This window comes from Rhodococcoides sp. S146-33 (genome assembly GCF_059489205.1).
Window position 1 is genome coordinate 147,256 of record NZ_JCAJWY010000005.1, and the last position, 15,666, is coordinate 162,921.

At 64.9% G+C, this 15,666-nt stretch carries 16 protein-coding genes; 7 read left to right on the forward strand and 9 right to left on the reverse strand.

From position 1 onward, the window contains the following. Nucleotides 1–106: 106 nt before the first annotated feature. A complete protein-coding gene (locus AC5WEY_RS20330) occupies nt 107–889 on the forward strand; it encodes an isoprenyl transferase (protein ID WP_057475303.1) in 783 nt (260 codons plus the stop codon). Between the two features lie 84 nt (nt 890–973). Here AC5WEY_RS20330 and coaA read toward each other — a convergent pair whose 3' ends face one another. Continuing rightward, a complete protein-coding gene (gene coaA, locus AC5WEY_RS20335) occupies nt 974–1,942 on the reverse strand; it encodes a type I pantothenate kinase (protein WP_057475513.1) in 969 nt (322 codons plus the stop codon). A gap of 99 nt (nt 1,943–2,041) precedes the next feature. On the opposite strand from coaA, the gene AC5WEY_RS20340 reads away from it, so the two are divergent. The 3 genes from AC5WEY_RS20340 (at nt 2,042) to phoH2 (ending at nt 6,337) form a co-directional block, all read left to right on the forward strand. Beyond that, nucleotides 2,042–3,238 (forward strand): DUF885 domain-containing protein, encoded by a 1,197-nt coding sequence (locus AC5WEY_RS20340; RefSeq protein ID WP_495647269.1) that lies wholly within the window; start codon nt 2,042–2,044, stop codon nt 3,236–3,238. Nucleotides 3,239–3,285: 47 nt separating this feature from the next. After that, nucleotides 3,286–4,569, forward strand: a complete 1,284-nt coding sequence (glyA, locus tag AC5WEY_RS20345) for a serine hydroxymethyltransferase (protein WP_057475305.1) — start codon at nt 3,286–3,288, stop codon at nt 4,567–4,569. 442 nt (nt 4,570–5,011) lie between these two features. Continuing rightward, nucleotides 5,012–6,337: an RNA 5'-3' helicase PhoH2 gene (gene phoH2 / locus AC5WEY_RS20350; protein WP_170945933.1), complete on the forward strand. Its 1,326-nt coding sequence runs from the start codon at nt 5,012–5,014 to the stop codon at nt 6,335–6,337. Nucleotides 6,338–6,395: 58 nt separating this feature from the next. Here the strand turns inward: phoH2 and AC5WEY_RS20355 are convergent, their stop codons facing one another. Together AC5WEY_RS20355 and AC5WEY_RS20360 are read right to left on the reverse strand one after the other, a co-directional pair. Then, nucleotides 6,396–6,803 carry a limonene-1,2-epoxide hydrolase family protein gene (locus AC5WEY_RS20355; protein ID WP_495647270.1) on the reverse strand — a complete coding sequence of 136 codons (408 nt, stop codon included), beginning with the start codon at nt 6,801–6,803 and terminating at the stop codon, nt 6,396–6,398. Continuing rightward, nucleotides 6,800–6,970, reverse strand: coding sequence for a hypothetical protein (locus AC5WEY_RS20360; protein ID WP_495647271.1), 171 nt, complete (start codon nt 6,968–6,970; stop codon nt 6,800–6,802). The genes AC5WEY_RS20355 and AC5WEY_RS20360 overlap by 4 nt, the downstream gene beginning before the upstream one ends. A gap of 53 nt (nt 6,971–7,023) precedes the next feature. Between AC5WEY_RS20360 and AC5WEY_RS20365 the strand changes: the two genes are divergently transcribed. Further along, nucleotides 7,024–7,881 carry an acyl-ACP desaturase gene (locus AC5WEY_RS20365; protein ID WP_057475306.1) on the forward strand — a complete coding sequence of 286 codons (858 nt, stop codon included), beginning with the start codon at nt 7,024–7,026 and terminating at the stop codon, nt 7,879–7,881. A gap of 131 nt (nt 7,882–8,012) precedes the next feature. On the opposite strand, the gene AC5WEY_RS20370 is transcribed toward AC5WEY_RS20365, so the two are convergent. Both AC5WEY_RS20370 and glpX read right to left on the reverse strand, forming a co-directional pair. Next, nucleotides 8,013–9,416, reverse strand: coding sequence for a class II fumarate hydratase (locus tag AC5WEY_RS20370; protein WP_057475307.1), 1,404 nt, complete (start codon nt 9,414–9,416; stop codon nt 8,013–8,015). Between the two features lie 32 nt (nt 9,417–9,448). Further along, nucleotides 9,449–10,489: a class II fructose-bisphosphatase gene (gene glpX / locus AC5WEY_RS20375; protein ID WP_057475308.1), complete on the reverse strand. Its 1,041-nt coding sequence runs from the start codon at nt 10,487–10,489 to the stop codon at nt 9,449–9,451. A gap of 135 nt (nt 10,490–10,624) precedes the next feature. Here glpX and AC5WEY_RS20380 point away from each other — a divergent pair, with 135 nt between their 5' ends. Beyond that, nucleotides 10,625–11,197 carry a DUF4245 domain-containing protein gene (locus tag AC5WEY_RS20380; protein ID WP_495647272.1) on the forward strand — a complete coding sequence of 191 codons (573 nt, stop codon included), beginning with the start codon at nt 10,625–10,627 and terminating at the stop codon, nt 11,195–11,197. Here the strand turns inward: AC5WEY_RS20380 and AC5WEY_RS20385 are convergent. The 3 genes from AC5WEY_RS20385 to AC5WEY_RS20395 form a co-directional block, all read right to left on the reverse strand. After that, nucleotides 11,194–11,418 carry an exodeoxyribonuclease VII small subunit gene (locus AC5WEY_RS20385; protein ID WP_156399342.1) on the reverse strand — a complete coding sequence of 75 codons (225 nt, stop codon included), beginning with the start codon at nt 11,416–11,418 and terminating at the stop codon, nt 11,194–11,196. The genes AC5WEY_RS20380 and AC5WEY_RS20385 overlap by 4 nt on opposite strands. Before the next feature lie 29 nt (nt 11,419–11,447). Next, nucleotides 11,448–12,626, reverse strand: coding sequence for an exodeoxyribonuclease VII large subunit (gene xseA / locus AC5WEY_RS20390; RefSeq protein ID WP_495647357.1), 1,179 nt, complete (start codon nt 12,624–12,626; stop codon nt 11,448–11,450). Nucleotides 12,627–12,721: 95 nt separating this feature from the next. Next, on the reverse strand, nt 12,722–13,321 hold the full coding sequence (locus tag AC5WEY_RS20395) for a lipid droplet-associated protein (protein ID WP_495647273.1): 600 nt from the start codon (nt 13,319–13,321) through the stop codon (nt 12,722–12,724). Between the two features lie 150 nt (nt 13,322–13,471). Here AC5WEY_RS20395 and AC5WEY_RS20400 point away from each other — a divergent pair, with 150 nt between their 5' ends. Then, on the forward strand, nt 13,472–14,479 hold the full coding sequence (locus AC5WEY_RS20400) for a 4-hydroxy-3-methylbut-2-enyl diphosphate reductase (protein WP_057475311.1): 1,008 nt from the start codon (nt 13,472–13,474) through the stop codon (nt 14,477–14,479). 38 nt (nt 14,480–14,517) lie between these two features. Here AC5WEY_RS20400 and AC5WEY_RS20405 read toward each other — a convergent pair whose 3' ends face one another. Then, nucleotides 14,518–15,660: a DUF6542 domain-containing protein gene (locus AC5WEY_RS20405; protein ID WP_495647274.1), complete on the reverse strand. Its 1,143-nt coding sequence runs from the start codon at nt 15,658–15,660 to the stop codon at nt 14,518–14,520. Between the last annotated feature and the right edge of the window lie 6 nt (nt 15,661–15,666).

Consider the following 15,666-nt stretch of genomic DNA (forward strand, 5'->3'; position numbering starts at 1 on the left):
TACTGTACCGCCCGCCCGCCCGCAGACGTCGGCGTAAGGTGATCCCGCAGTGCCGAAGTAGCAGCGGTGACGGGAACAGTGGTGACGGAGCAGTGGTGACGAAGCAGTGGTGATCATTCCGCAGAAGGTGCGCGGCGTTCTCTACAACGTCTACGAGCGGCGGCTACTGAGCCAGCTCGAAGGCGTTCAGCACCCGCGACACGTCGCGGTGATGTGCGACGGCAATCGCCGCTGGGCGCGTGAGAACGGGTTCACCGACGTCGCACACGGACACCGCATGGGGGCTCTGAAGATCGCCGAGATGCTCGGCTGGTGCGACGCCGCCGGAATCGAGATGGCCACCATCTACCTGCTCTCCACCGAGAACCTCCGCCGGGAAGCCGACGAACTCGATTCGCTGCTCGATATCATCACCGACGTCGTCGAGGAGATCTGCGGGCCGGAGATGAACTGGGGCGTCAAACTCGTCGGCACCCTCGATCTGCTGCCCGCCTCCACCTCGCGCCGTCTGAAGGAAGCGGCCGCGCTCACCGAGGGACGGACAGGAACACACGTCAACGTTGCCGTCGGATACGGCGGTCGGCAGGAAATCGCCGATGCCGTGCAGTCACTGGTGAGCGAGAAGATCGCCGAGGGTGTGACCGGAGACGAGCTGATCTCCTCCATCAACGTCGACGGCATCGACAGTCACCTCTACACCTCCGGCCAGCCCGATCCCGATCTCGTCATCCGTACCTCGGGCGAACAGCGACTCTCCGGGTTTCTGCTGTGGCAGAGCGCCTATTCGGAAATATGGTTCACCGAGGCCTACTGGCCCGAATTCCGACGTGTCGACTTCCTGCGCGCGTTGCGTGACTTCGCGGCCAGGCACCGTCGTTTCGGTATCTGACGTGCACGGCTGGACCGTCTGGTCATTCCGCAGGCTTCACTCCTGCTCGTAGCCTGCTACGAACTACCGTTCACGACCCGCGGTCTACAACTTTCGCAGGCGCAGCCTGTTGATCGTATGGTCGTTGTCCTTGCGCAACACCATGGTCGCGCGCGGCCGGGTCGGCAGGATGTTCTCCACCAGGTTCGGCAGGTTGATCGAATGCCACAGATCCTCCGCGGCGATCTGCGCGTGGTCGTCGGACAGGCCGGCGTAATGGTGGAAATGCGAGGACGGATCGGTGAACGACGTCTTCCGTAACGCGAGAAAGCGTTTGACGTACCAGCTCTCGATGTCCTCGATGCGCGCGTCGACGTAGATCGAGAAGTCGAACAGATCCGAGACCATCAATCGCGGTCCGGTCTGTAATACGTTGAGCCCCTCCACGATCAGGATGTCGGGTTGCCGGACCATGTGGTACTGGCCCTTGACGATGTCGTACGAGACGTGTGAATAGACCGGCGCGCCGACCTCCTCGGTACCGGATTTGACCTCGGTGACGAACCTGAGGAGTTTGCGCCTGTCGTAGCTCTCGGGAAAACCCTTGCGGTGCAAGATTCCTCGACGCATGAGCTCGGCCGTCGGATACAGGAATCCGTCGGTGGTGACCAGGTCGACCCGCGGATGATGGTCCCACCGGGCCAGGAGTGCTTGCAGCACACGGGCTGTCGTCGACTTGCCGACGGCGACGCTGCCCGCGACACCGATGACGAAGGGGACCTGACGATCGGGATGCTTTTCGCCGAGGAAGGTCGCAGTCGCTGCGAAGAGCCGCTGCCGGGCCGCGACCTGGAGGTGGATCAAACGCGCCAGGGGTAGGTAGACCTCGGCCACCTCGTCGAGGTCGATCTGTTCACCGAGACCGCGCAGCCCGATCAGCTCTTCCTCGGTGAGCACCAAGGGCGTGGATTGGCGCAGCGTGCGCCACTGCACACGGTCGAACTCGACGTACGGGCTGGACTCACTCACGCGCGACTCCCCTCGTGCGCCTTTTGCGTACTTGGGGGTACGCAAAAGGCGCACGATGAGTCCGGAAGTCGCATGGCTTCAGATTGTGCTCGGTCGCTGACGTTCGCGCACGGGCGGGGTCGTTCGCCGTACTAGGGTTCGGGTATGGATGCTGCTTCCCTCGTTCGTGAATACCTGCTGCTGGGCCTGAGTTTCGACCGGCTCGAAGACGGATTCGTCGACGCGTACACCGGCGATCCCGAGTTGCGTCGCATCACCGAGAACGCCCCGGCACCCGAGCCTCGTGAGCTGGTCCGTCGAGCACAGACACTGCGGGCGGAGCTCGGCAACGTCGATCTGACGCCCGAGCGCACGACGTTCCTCGACGTACACCTACGCGCCCTCGAATGCTCCGCGCGCAAGTTCGCCGGCGAGGACATCGGCTTCGTCGACGAGGTGTACGCATACTTCGACGTCCGAATCTCCGCGGGCGATCAGGACCAGTACCTGCAGGCCCACCGCAAGATGGACGAGGTCCTCGCCGGGCCGGGTTCGTTGAGCGAACGGTTGATCGCCCATCGCCGCGCTGACGTCATCCCCGCCGACCGCCTGCAGGACTGCGTCGAGGCGTTCTCCTCCGCGCTACGCGACCGCGTCCGCGCCGAGTACACGTTGCCCGACACCGAGAAGGTCACCTACGAGGTCGTCGGCGACAAGCCCTGGTCCGGATTCAACTACTACCTCGGCGACTTCCAGTCCACCGTCGCGATCAACTCCGACATCGAGCAGCAGATGGCCAATCTGCCGCACCTCATCGCGCACGAGTCGTACCCCGGCCACCACACCGAGCACTGCCGGAAGGAAACCGGGCTCGTCGGCGCAGGGCAGCTCGAGCAGACGCTGTTCGTGGTCAACACTCCGCAGTGCCTGATGGCCGAGGGACTGGCCGACCATGCTCTCGGGGCGATCGTCGGCGAAGGCTGGGGCGCGTGGGCGCAGGAGATCTATGCCGACCTCGGACTGCGCTTCGACGGTGAGAAGGCCGAGCGACTCTCTGCTGCGTCGAGCCAGTTGTTGGGGGTTCGTCAGGACGCCGCGCTGTTGCTGCACGACCAGCACAAGAGCGAGGACGACGTGGCCGCTTACCTGGAGCGGTGGTCGTTGGCATCGCCGCAGCGCGCCCGGCACAGCCTGCGCTTCCTGTCCTCCCCGCTGTGGCGGGCGTACATCAGCACCTACGTCGAGGGCTACAAGCTGTTGGCCGGTTGGCTGGATCAGGGAACGACCGTCAGCGAGCGCGCGCAGCTGTTCGGCAGGCTCCTCGACGAGCCACTGACACCGGGCGCAGTACGCGTCTCGTAAACTGGGTCTCGCCCCTCTCATTCTGCTGTCCCTTGGAGACTTTCGTTATGACTGACGTCAACAACCTGTCACTGGCCGAACTCGATCCCGAGGTCGCCGAGGCGATGGCCGGTGAGTTGGGACGTCAGCGTGACACGTTGGAAATGATCGCGTCGGAGAACTTCGTTCCTCGTGCGGTTCTGCAGGCCCAGGGCAGTGTCTTGACCAACAAGTACGCCGAGGGTTACCCCGGACGTCGCTACTACGGCGGTTGCGAGCACGTCGACATCGTCGAGGATCTCGCACGCAACCGCGCCAAGGAACTCTTCGGTGCCGAGTTCGCCAACGTGCAGCCGCACGCAGGCGCACAGGCGAACGCCGCGGTGCTGATGGCGCTGATCAACCCGGGCGACAAGATCATGGGCCTCGATCTCGCGCACGGCGGCCACCTCACCCACGGCATGAAGCTCAACTTCTCGGGCAAGCTCTACGAGGTCGAGTCCTACGGGGTGTCGAAGGAAGACCACCGGATCGACATGGACGAGGTGCGCAAGCAGGCCATCGCCGCGAAGCCTCAGGTGCTCATCGCCGGCTGGTCCGCGTACCCGCGCCACCAGGATTTTGCGGCCTTCCGTTCCATCGCCGACGAGGTCGGAGCGCTGCTGTGGGTCGACATGGCGCACTTCGCTGGACTCGTCGCAGCAGGGGTGCACCCCTCGCCCGTGCCCTACGCCGACGTCGTCTCCTCCACCGTGCACAAGACCCTCGGCGGACCCCGCTCCGGCATCATCCTGGCCAAGAAGGAATGGGCCAAGAAGCTCAACTCCGCAGTGTTCCCCGGACAGCAGGGCGGGCCGCTGATGCACGCCATCGCTGCCAAGGCCGTCGCCTTCAAAATCGCCGCGACGCCGGAGTTCAAGGAGCGCCAGGAGCGCACCCTGCTCGGTGCCTCGCTGCTCGCCGAGCGCCTCACCGGTGCCGACGTCGCCGACAAGGGTGTCTCGGTCCTCACCGGCGGCACCGACGTCCACCTGGTACTCGTCGACCTACGCAACTCCGAGCTCGACGGCCAGCAGGCCGAAGACCTGCTGCACGAGGTCGGGATCACCGTCAACCGCAACGCTGTGCCCTTCGACCCGCGTCCGCCGATGGTCACCTCGGGCCTGCGCATCGGCACCGGTGCACTGGCAACTCGGGGATTCGGTGAGGCCGAGTTCACCGAGGTCGCCGACATCATCGGTACCGCGCTTGCCACGGGTCAGGCCACCGACGCTCTCAAGGAACGCGTCGTGAAACTGGCGCAGAGCAAGCCGCTGTACGAGGGCCTCGAGGACTGGGGATTGCTGGGCTGACCCTGGTTCGCCGACCTACCCTTGCTCACCCCGGTCCGCGTCAATGGACCCTTGCACCGCTCAGACGTATGCAGTGGTTCATTGATTCACACCCACCCCGGTCGGATCAATGTGGCTTTCAGTCGATCTGAGTGCAACAAAGCCACATTGATTCAACCTGGGAGGGCACTTTCAGCACCGGCTGCCGGCCGACCTGGGGCGACGTCGACGTAACGCGTTGTTCACCGACACGCCAGACACTTAGCGAGCCGAACCTGGGTTTCGGCGGTACCGTCGGCAGTAACAGGCAGCGGGGAAGTTGCCTGTGCGGGAGGTTCTGATACGTGACTGAGCTAGTGAGCGCGAGAGGGCCGGTACCCGGTCCTCGTGTCACCTGACACATCGGACCCGACCGGCCGAGCGACAGAGTTTGCGCGGTGCCGCGCAGACGTAGGAGCCCCACGTGACCACTTCACGCTCCGTTTCCGCCCCTCTTCGGACATTCGTGCTCGATACCTCGGTCCTGCTGTCGGATCCGTGGGCAGTCATCCGGTTCGCCGAGCACAATGTGGTACTTCCGTTGATCGTGATCAGCGAGTTGGAGGGCAAACGCCACCATCACGAACTGGGATGGTTCGCGCGGGAATCCTTGCGCATGCTCGACGACCTTCGCGTCGAATTCGGCCGACTCGACCAGCCGGTTCCCATCGGAACATCAGGTGGCACACTGCAAGTCGAGCTCAATCACACCGATCCTTCGGTGCTTCCCGTCGGGTTCCGTACCGACTCCAACGACTCCAGGATCCTCGCGTGCGCCCTCAACCTGGCGGCCGAGGGCAAGGATGTGGTGTTGGTCAGCAAAGACATCCCGCTGCGCGTCAAGGCCGGTGCTGTCGGGCTTCCCGCCGACGAGTACCACGCTCACGATGTGGTGCCGTCCGGCTGGACCGGCATGACCGAGCTGGACGTACCGTCCGACGCGGTCGACACACTGTTCAACGACGGAGTCATCGACCTGGCCGAGGCGCGAGACCTACCGTGCCACACGGGAGTTCGACTGCTTGCCGGACGGCAGAGTGCGCTGGGCCGCGTCACGCCCGACAAGCAGATTCAGCTCGTGCGCGGTGAGCGAGAGGCGTTCGGTCTGCACGGTCGTTCGGCGGAACAGCGAGTGGCGCTGGATCTGCTGCTCGACGAGAGCATCGGCATCGTCTCGCTCGGTGGAAAGGCAGGCACCGGTAAGTCCGCTCTGGCGCTGACCGCCGGTCTCGAGGCAGTCCTCGAACGTCGCTCGCATCGGAAAGTTGTTGTCTTCCGGCCTCTGTACGCCGTCGGCGGCCAGGAGCTCGGCTATCTCCCCGGCAGCGAGAGCGAAAAGATGGGGCCGTGGGGTCAGGCGGTGTTCGACACCCTCGAAGGGCTCGCGAGCCCGGAGGTCATGGAGGAGGTCATCGCCCGCGGAATGCTGGAAGTGTTGCCACTGACGCACATTCGCGGTCGATCGCTGCACGATTCCTTCGTCATCGTCGACGAGGCACAGTCGCTCGAGCGCAACGTGCTGCTGACGGTCCTGTCCAGGCTCGGTAGCGGCTCACGCGTCGTACTCACCCATGACGTCGCGCAGCGAGACAACCTTCGTGTCGGGCGGCACGACGGCGTAGCTGCCGTCATCGAAAAGCTGAAGGGGCACCCGCTTTTCGCGCACATCACGCTCACCCGTAGCGAGCGTTCACCGATCGCCGCACTGGTGACGGAGATGCTGGAAGAGTTCGGTCCGTCAGGAGCCTGAGCGCTGCGCCCACGTGCACGGAACTTCGTAGCCCACTACGAAGTTCCGTGCACATGGGTCACCGGCCGGTCAGCGCTCGAAATAACCCTCGCGCAACACCTTTGAGAAAATCGGTAGTGTCGAAGTAATCTCGCCACACGGCCACTCGGCCGTCGCGCACCTCGAATGTGCCGCACACCCAGAATTCGATTCTGATTCGACGCCAGATCAGGGCGTCGGTTCGCTCGGTGAGAACGATGTCTCCATCGGCCGCGATGTTGTGCATGACGACATCGAATCCAAAGGTCGGCTTGGCCAGCAGCGCCAGGAATCTGCCGACGTTGGAGGTGCCGCGCACCTTTGGAAGCCCCACGTTGTGCCACACGACGCGATTGTCGAGTAGGGCCAGTGCGCGATCGGTGTCGCGAAGCCTCAACGCGTCGAACAGATCTTCCACGATCTTCGTTGCCTGCTGTGTGTCTGTCACTTGGTGAATCGCCTCAATTCGTCGACGTCGAAGATGTCCATTGTGACCGTGTTCGTCTCGGATGTCTCGCGAGAGAGTGCCACCATCGCAGAGCGGTGACTCCTGGGAATACCGTCCGCAACGGCCGAGGACAGACCTGCATCGACCTGGCCTTTGGGAGAATTCACAGAGGTCAGGGGCGCGACGTCGGGCGCTTGGGCGCAGGCGCTACGGTTATCGCATGTCTACGAACCTGTCCGACGGTGATCTGCTGGTCCGTTTGGAGCCCGCGGTCGAAGAGAATCTACGACGCCATATCGAGGCCGCGAGCGACTGGCACCCCCATGACCTCGCGCCGTTCGACGACGGCAAGAACTTCGCGTTCCTCGGCGGCGAGGACTGGTCGCCCGAGCAGTCGCACCTCAGTGATGTCGAAATCCTGGCCTCGACGGTCGCAGTCCTGGTGGCCGACAACCTACCGGCCTACCACCGCGAGTTGGCTCACGCGCTCACCGGCCTCGGGGCCTGGTGGAAGTGGACCGGCCGGTGGACGTCGGAGGAGAACCGACAGTCGATCGTGCTGCGTAACTACCTGGTGCTCACCCGCGCCGTCGATCCGGTGGCACTCGAGCGTGTCCGGATGGAACACATGACCCTCGGCTACGACGCGCCGAGTCATCATCTGCTCGACATCCTGGCCCACTTCGCCATCGAGGAAGCTGCCGCCGCGCTGCGTCACCGCAACACCGTCGCCCTCAGCAAGGATCCCGTGCTGGCTACCATCCTCGGCAAGATCGCCGACGACGACGCCCTGCAGTCGACGTTCTACGTCAACATCCTGAACGAGGCCTTTGCCGTTGTGCCGGACCAGGCCGCGCGCGCAATCGCGGACCGCGTGAACGGGTTCGCGATTCCGGTCGTCGACCTGCCCGAGCGCGGTAACAGCACCGCTGCACTCGCCGAAGCCGGCATCTACGACGCCGACCAAGAACGCGAGAAGGTGTTCAAGCCCCTGCTCGCCGAGTGGAAAATCTTCGATCGCACCGATCTGGGCGAGGACGGACTGAAGGCACGCGAGGAACTCGCACACCTGGCCTGAGGTTCGGCCCCTTTCGAAAGCGCCCGCCCCCGGCGGATCAATGCGACATTGTTGCAGTCAGAGTGACTGAAACCCACATTGATCCAACCGGGGGCGGGCGCGTTCAGGGGTCCGGCAGGCGAACGGGAAAGCTAGTCCTTGACCTTCGCCATCGCGAGGACGTCGAGGCGCTTGTCCAGTTCTGCTTCGCTGAGCTTGTCGCCGATCAGTCCGCGGTCGATGACCGTCTGACGGATCGTCTTCTTTTCCTTCAGCGCCTGCTTGGCGACGGCGGCCGCTTCCTCGTAGCCGATCGCGGAGTTCAGGGGCGTCACGATGGACGGCGAGGACTCGGCGAGGGTCTTGAGGTGATCGACGTTCGCAACCAAGCCGCTGACGCACTTGTCGGCGAAGAGCACCGAGACGTTGGCGAGCAGCTTGAACGACTCGAGGACGTTGCGCGCCATCATCGGGATGTAGACGTTGAGCTCGAATGCACCCGATGCGCCACCGAATGCCACCGCGGCGTCGTTGCCGATGACCTGTGCGGCGACCTGCGTAACAGCCTCGGGCAGAACGGGATTGACCTTGCCGGGCATGATGGAGCTGCCGGGCTGCAGGTCGGGGAGGGCCAACTCGCCGAGTCCGGTGAGAGGTCCCGATCCCATCCAGCGAATGTCGTTGGCGATCTTGGTCAGTGACACCGCGATGGTGCGCAGTGCGCCCGATGCCTCGACGAGTCCGTCGCGTGCGGCCTGAGCCTCGAACGAATCCTTGGCTGCGGTGAGTGCATCGATGCCGGTCGACTTGACCAGTTCCGCAACAACTTTCGGGCCGAAGCCGTCGGGTGCGTTGAGGCCGGTGCCGACGGCGGTGCCGCCGATGGGCAGCTCACCCAGTCGGGGCAGGGTGGCCTCGACGCGCTCGATGCCTGCCTCGATCTGACGGGCGTAGCCGCCGAATTCCTGGCCGAGGGTGACCGGTACGGCATCCATGAGGTGGGTGCGGCCGGACTTCACGACCGTCTTCCACTCGACCGCCTTGGCGGCGAGTGCCTCGTGCAGGTGCTTCAGAGCGGGCACCAGAGAGGTTACGGCCGCTTCGGTCGCAGCGACGTGGGTGGCCGTCGGGAACGTGTCGTTGGAGGACTGCGACATGTTCACGTGGTCGTTGGGGTGCACCTCGACGCCTGCAGCCTTGGCGATCGACGCGATGACCTCGTTGGCGTTCATGTTGGAGCTGGTGCCCGAGCCGGTCTGGAAGACGTCGATCGGGAACTGGTCGTCGTGCTTACCGTCGGCGATCTCGGTGGCCGCCGCGATGATTGCGTCGGCCAACGTGCCGTCGAGCAGACCGAGGTCCTTGTTGACCTGTGCGCAGGCTGCCTTGAGCAGGCCCATCGCGCGGATCTGAGTGCGCTCGAGCGGGCGGCCCGAGATTGGGAAGTTCTCCACCGCACGCTGCGTCTGGGCACGCCAGAGAGCGTCGATGGGGACGCGAACCTCTCCCATGGTGTCGTGTTCGATCCGGAACTGCTGTTCGTCTGTCTGCGTCATGAGCCTTACTTTGCCAGTCGTGGTTTCGTGGATCAGAAGGACGGTGCCTGGCCGGATTCGTCGGCGTCGAAGTCCACCGAGGAGTACTCGCGCAGCTTCTCGAGGCGGTGGTATGCGTCGATCATGCGCACGGTGCCGGACTTCGAGCGCATGACGATGGACTGAGTGTGTGCACCGCCGCCTGCGTAGCGAACGCCGCGCAGCAGGTCACCGTCGGTGACACCCGTGGCGGTGAAGAAGACGTTCTCACCCGAGACGAGGTCCTTGGTGTCGAGGACGCGGTCCAGGTCGTGGCCCGCGTCGATGGCCTTCTGCTTCTCGTCGTCGTCCGTGGGTGCCAGACGCCCCAGGATGGCACCGTCCATGCACCGCATCGCGGCGGCGGCGATGATGCCCTCGGGTGTGCCGCCGATTCCGATGAGCATGTCGGTGCCGGAGTCGGGACGGGCGGCAGCGATGGCACCGGCAACGTCACCGTCGGAGATCAACCGGATGCGGGATCCGGCGTCGCGCACCTGCTGGATCAGTTCGGCGTGCCGCGGGCGATCGAGGATGCACACCGTGACGTCCGACGCGGATCCCTTCTTGATCTTGGCGATCCGAGCGATGTTCTCGGCGACGGGGACGGTGATGTCGATGACGTCGGCGTAATCGGGGCCGACGGCGATCTTCTCCATGTAGAAGACGGCGGAGGGGTCGAACATCGCGCCACGCTCGGCGACGGCGAGGACCGAGATGGCGTTGGGCATGCCCTTGGCCATCAGCGTCGTTCCGTCGACGGGGTCGACAGCGAAGTCGACGTCGGGACCGTTGCCGTTACCGACCTCTTCGCCGTTGTAGAGCATCGGCGCTTCGTCCTTCTCGCCCTCGCCGATAACGACGACGCCGCGCATCGAGACAGAACTGACCAACTGACGCATGGCGTCGACTGCAGCTCCGTCGCCACCTTCCTTGTCGCCGCGACCGACCCAGCGACCCGACGCGAGTGCACCGGCCTCGGTGACGCGTACGAGTTCGAGTGCGAGGTTGCGATCTGGCGCCATGGCGCGAGTGGACTCGGTGCTGGCCGTCATCGGTTTGTAGCCTCCTGGTTGGTGGGGTGTTACCCAGGCGCGATTATCTCACTTCTGTGATGTCTGCGGTGGGGTCGGGTCGACTGTGAGGCACGCGCCGACCGAGCACTGCCGCACAGAGGGGATACTGGAGATGTGGCGAACAGCAAACCCCGGATTCTCAACAACAACCGCGACATGGTCTGGTCGCTCATTCCGCTGGTCATTGCGTGTTTGCTGATCGCAGGCGTGGCCAGCCAGTGCTCGCTGAGTCCGGGCGGCCCCAAGCAGGGGCCAATCCCTAATTTCGACGTGAACACGGCGTTGCAGTACGACGCGTCGGAAATCGGTTTCCCGGTGCGCAATCCGAGTGTTCCCGAGGGCTGGACGCCCAACTCCGGCAGTCGCGCGACCATCTCCGGCGACAACGGCGGAGCGGTGTCGACTGTCGGATACATCACCGGTACCGGTGCCTACTTGCAGCTGACCCAGTCTTCGGCGACCGAGGAACAGCTGGTTCCGTTCGTGGCCGGAAGTGAGACGGCGTACGCGTCGGGCGCACAGAACGTGTCGGGTCGGGACTGGGTGGTCTACGGCGAAGAAGGTTCCCGAAACTACTGGGTCTCCGATTTCGGTGACGTCCGAATACTGCTGGGCGGTACCGCAAGCACCGAGGACTTCACCACTCTCGCGTCGATCCTCGAGGTCACCGAACCGCTCGCTCCCTAGCTGTCCTTCTCGGTGCTCGCGAGCGCGGTCTCGATCCGCTTGCGCGCGCCGGCAAGCTGTTCCTCGCAGCGCGCCGCCAGCTGCTCACCGCGTTCCCACAAGGCCAGCGACGCATCGAGATCGAGCCCGCCCTGCTCGAGAATCCGCACCACCCCCACCAGTTCGTCGCGAGCTTCCTCGTAGCCCAGTTCCGATACCGGCTTGTCTTCGTTCTCGCTCATCGAATCTCCCTCTGTCGTTTCACTCGGCGTCATTTCACTCGGCCCATCACTGCGGCGGTGACGGCGCCGTCGGCCACCCGCACTCTGATCTGCGTACCCGGCGGCGCGTCGTCGACCGAACGCAGCACTTCGGGATCGGAGCCCGCCACCACCCGCTGCACGACGGCATAGCCCCGAGCAAGTGTGGCAGCCGGCCCCAGCGTCGACAGCCGCGCCCGCAGATGTTCGACGAGCGTGTCCTGGGTGGTGAGTTCGCGTTGTACGTCGCGTCGGGCCGCCTCGGTCAGGCGTCGGACTTCCTCACGTCGCTGCTCGAGTGAGGCGAGTGGATCTGCCAACACCGGTCGGTGCCGGAGCATATCGAGGCCGCGTGCCTCACGCTCGACCCAGTTGCGCAGGGCGGCAGCGCTTCTGGACTTCAGCTCCGACACCAGCGCTTGTTCGGCGACGGCGTCGGGAACCACGATTTTGGCGGCATCGGTGGGCGTTGCGGCGCGCAGGTCTGCGACGTGGTCGCTGAGCGGACTGTCGGGCTCGTGACCGATCGCGCTGACGATCGGTGTGGTGGCCCGAGAAATGGCGCGACACAGAGCCTCGTCCGAGAACGGCAGCAAGTCCTCGACGCTGCCGCCGCCGCGGGCCAGGATGATGACGTCGACAGCGGGGTCGTCGTTCAGGTTTTTCAGTGCGTCCAGAATCGCCGGCACCGCCTGGGGTCCTTGGACCGGAGTGTTACGTACCTCGAATCGAACAGCAGGCCAACGCCTCTGGGCGACGGTGAGGACGTCCTTCTCGGCTGCGCTGGCCCGGGCGGTGATGAGTCCGATGGTGCCGGGCAGAAACGGCAACGGTCGCTTCAGGCGTGGGTCGAACAACCCCTCTGCAGCGAGCAGGGCTCGGAGTCGTTCGATGCGGGCGAGAAGTTCGCCGACACCGACAGCGCGAATGTCGGTGGCGCGCAACGAAATGGTTCCGCGCCCGGTGAAGAACGACAGTTTGCCGTAGAGAATGACGCGTGCGCCCTCGGTCAGCGGAACAGGCGAGCGATCGAGTAGCTGCGGTGAACATGTCACCGACAACGACATGTCGGCCGACGGATCGCGCAGTGTCAGAAAGGCAGTGCGGGTGCCGGGTCTGGCGTTGATCTGCGTGAGCTGCCCCTCGACCCAGATACTGCCGAGTTTGTCGATCCAGCCGGCGACCTTCATGGCGACGGTACGCACCGGTAACGGCTGTTCGGCGGAACTCGCGGCAGCCTGAGTGGAACCAGGCTGGGTGGGACCGGACTGGGTTGGGGGAGTGCTCACTTGGCCTTGGCGGTGGTGATTCGGTTGGCCAGCATCGTCTGGAACGGTGCGCGGGCGAGCGTGTCGTTCTCGTAGTCGAGCAGAGCCTCCAGGTCTTCGACCGAGAGAGTGCGCAGCCGCGCGCGCAGTTGTGCCAGTGCGAGGGTGTCGAAGTCGATCATCTCGACGATCTCGGGCTTGTCGACGGACGGCGCTCGCTTGGCCGAGGTGTCCTGCACGGGCTCGTCCAGCGGAGGCGTCGAGTACAACGCGAAGCGGCCGTTGGCAGCGACCGGCTCGGCCACGGGCGCATCGGGTACGTCGACGTCGTCGGTGATCACAGGGGTGTCGACGGCATCGTCCTCGTCTTCGTCGAACGAGGCCCACGCGGGCTGCTCCTCGCGCGGAGTACCGACGACCGGCAGAGTGGCGATGATCAGATCGCCCTTGATTGCCAGTGCCGTCACCTGCTGCTGGAATCGCATACCGCGCGCCAGCGCTTCACTGACAACCGTCATCGGCAGCATGAGGGCGGAACCGGGAAGCTTGCGAGCCTCTTCGACCACGGTCACTGCGACGCCAGCGGCCACGCGAGCTGCAAAGGGGACTCGAGTCATGTCCACAAGAGTGCCCGAAGTCGTGAATTTTGGGTAGCCGACAGGCTGGAGACGCAGCGAGGCGCAGGAGTGGAGCCTGCGGAACGACCTCTTTGCAAGGGTGGAGCCTGCGGAACGACCTCGTTGCTGCTCGACACGTATCCTGGAGTCATGTCTTCGGCCGTTCCTTTGAATCTTGGTATCGCACAGTCCGCCGGCGCGAGTAAGTCCGCGTACGCCGGGGGTAAGCGAGTGCTTCTCGCGGAACCCCGTGGCTATTGCGCAGGCGTCGATCGTGCGGTCGAGACCGTCGAGAAAGCCCTGGAACAGCACGGTGCGCCGGTGTACGTGCGCAAGGAGATCGTGCACAACAAGCACGTGGTCGAGACTCTGTCCGATCGCGGCGCGGTGTTCGTCGAAGAGACCGACGAGGTGCCCGAGGGTTCCTTGCTCGTGTTCTCGGCGCACGGCGTCTCACCGGCCGTGCACACCTCTGCGGCAGAGCGGAACCTGCGCACCATCGACGCCACCTGCCCGTTGGTGACCAAGGTGCACCAGGAAGCGAAGCGATTCGCGCGCGACGACTACGACATTCTTCTCATCGGCCACGAGGGTCACGAGGAGGTCGAAGGCACCGCAGGAGAGGCTCCCGAGCACATTCAGCTGGTGGACGGCCCCGAATCTGTCGCCAACGTCACCGTCCGGGACGAGAACAAGGTGATCTGGTTGTCGCAGACCACGCTGAGCGTCGACGAGACGATGATGACGGTCGCCAAGCTGCGCGAGCGATTCCCGACGCTGCAGGACCCGCCGAGCGACGACATCTGCTACGCCACCCAGAACCGTCAGGTCGCGGTGAAGGCGATGGCTCCGGAATGCGATCTGGTGATCGTCGTCGGCTCGAAGAACTCGTCGAACTCGGTGCGTCTGGTCGAGGTTGCCCTCGGAGCCGGCGCACGGGCGAGCTACCTCGTCGACTACGCCAAAGAGATCGACCTGGCCTGGCTCGACGGCGTCGAGACCATCGGCATCACCTCGGGCGCGTCGGTGCCGGAGATACTGGTGCAGGGCGTCATCGACTTGTTCGCCGAGCATGGCTACGCCGACGTGCAACCGGTCACCACGGCCAACGAGACGCTGGTGTTCTCACTTCCTCGCGAACTTCGTCCGGCTCGCTAGGTAGTTACGCCGCGACCGTCGACCCCCGCCGGACTCGTTCAGTCCGTGTGGCGGTCGCGATAGCGAACCTGCGGCACCGGATGCGGCGGAATGTCGTCCCGATGGGCACCAGGGAGCGAGTGGTTGCCGGGAGCCTGGTCCGCGTCGAGCGATGAGGCGGTCCTTTTGGGTGGAGAGGTCTGGGGAGTGGCGACGGGCCGGGGACCGGTGGAATACGGCCTGGGGACCTCGCGAGGAGGCTCGGCCTTGGCCGACCGCTGGCGGCTTGGCTCGGTCGAGTACCGAGATTCGCCCGACTGCGGCCGCTGTGTCGACCGGGCCTGAGGCTGCTGAGGCTGAGCCTGTGGGTATTGCGGGCGCTGGTACTCGGGCTTCTGGTGCTCCGACCTGGCGCGCTCCTGCCGAGGTGAGTCGGTTCCGGAGTGTCGACTTGGCGACGCTGGTACCGCCCTGGACGAGCGGCGCTGACCGGCGCTCGGATCCACGGCCCGTGACGCGCGCGGGTTCGGACCGGAACGAGGGTCGGTGCCTCTTCGTCCGACGTACGGCTCCGACACGATGTCGGTGGCCTCGGTAGCGGACACTGCGCTGCGATCGGCCGACGGGGTAGCGCGCCTGCGGGTGCGTTCGGGGCGTTCTTCCTGAGCCCGGCGCTGCGCACGGGTGAGCTTGTCGTCGCCGGTCTTCGGGCTGCGACGAGCGGCGCTCTCGGCCTTCTGGCTGCGCCGCAGGGTGGGAGCGTGGGTGTTCTGCCGCTTGAGCACGATGCGCAGTGCTCCGAGTCCGACGGCCACGACGGTACCGAGCAGCATCAGCGGAAAGCGATTGACCAGCGGAATCGCCACGTTGAGAATGATGTCCTTGAGGCTGGTACCGGCGTTGTCGGTGAAGTATTGGTACGACAGCGGTACGGCGACGAACAGGATCAGCGGGGCTTGCACCATCGCGGTGAACAGTCCGCGGTAACGAACGAGCACTACGGCAGCGATGCAGCCGAGGATGTAGAAGAACGCGAACGCGCCGGTCAGTTCGGTGCCGCGGGCGGCATCGATGAGGAACCCGAGGAAAGTGAGTCCCGCGGCAATCGCGACGGCACCCCAGGCGGGCACACCGGGCAGAGTCGCGAGGATGGATCGGTGATCCAGCGGTACCCCGGATCGGGCACGTTGGGAGGTAGACACCCCTCG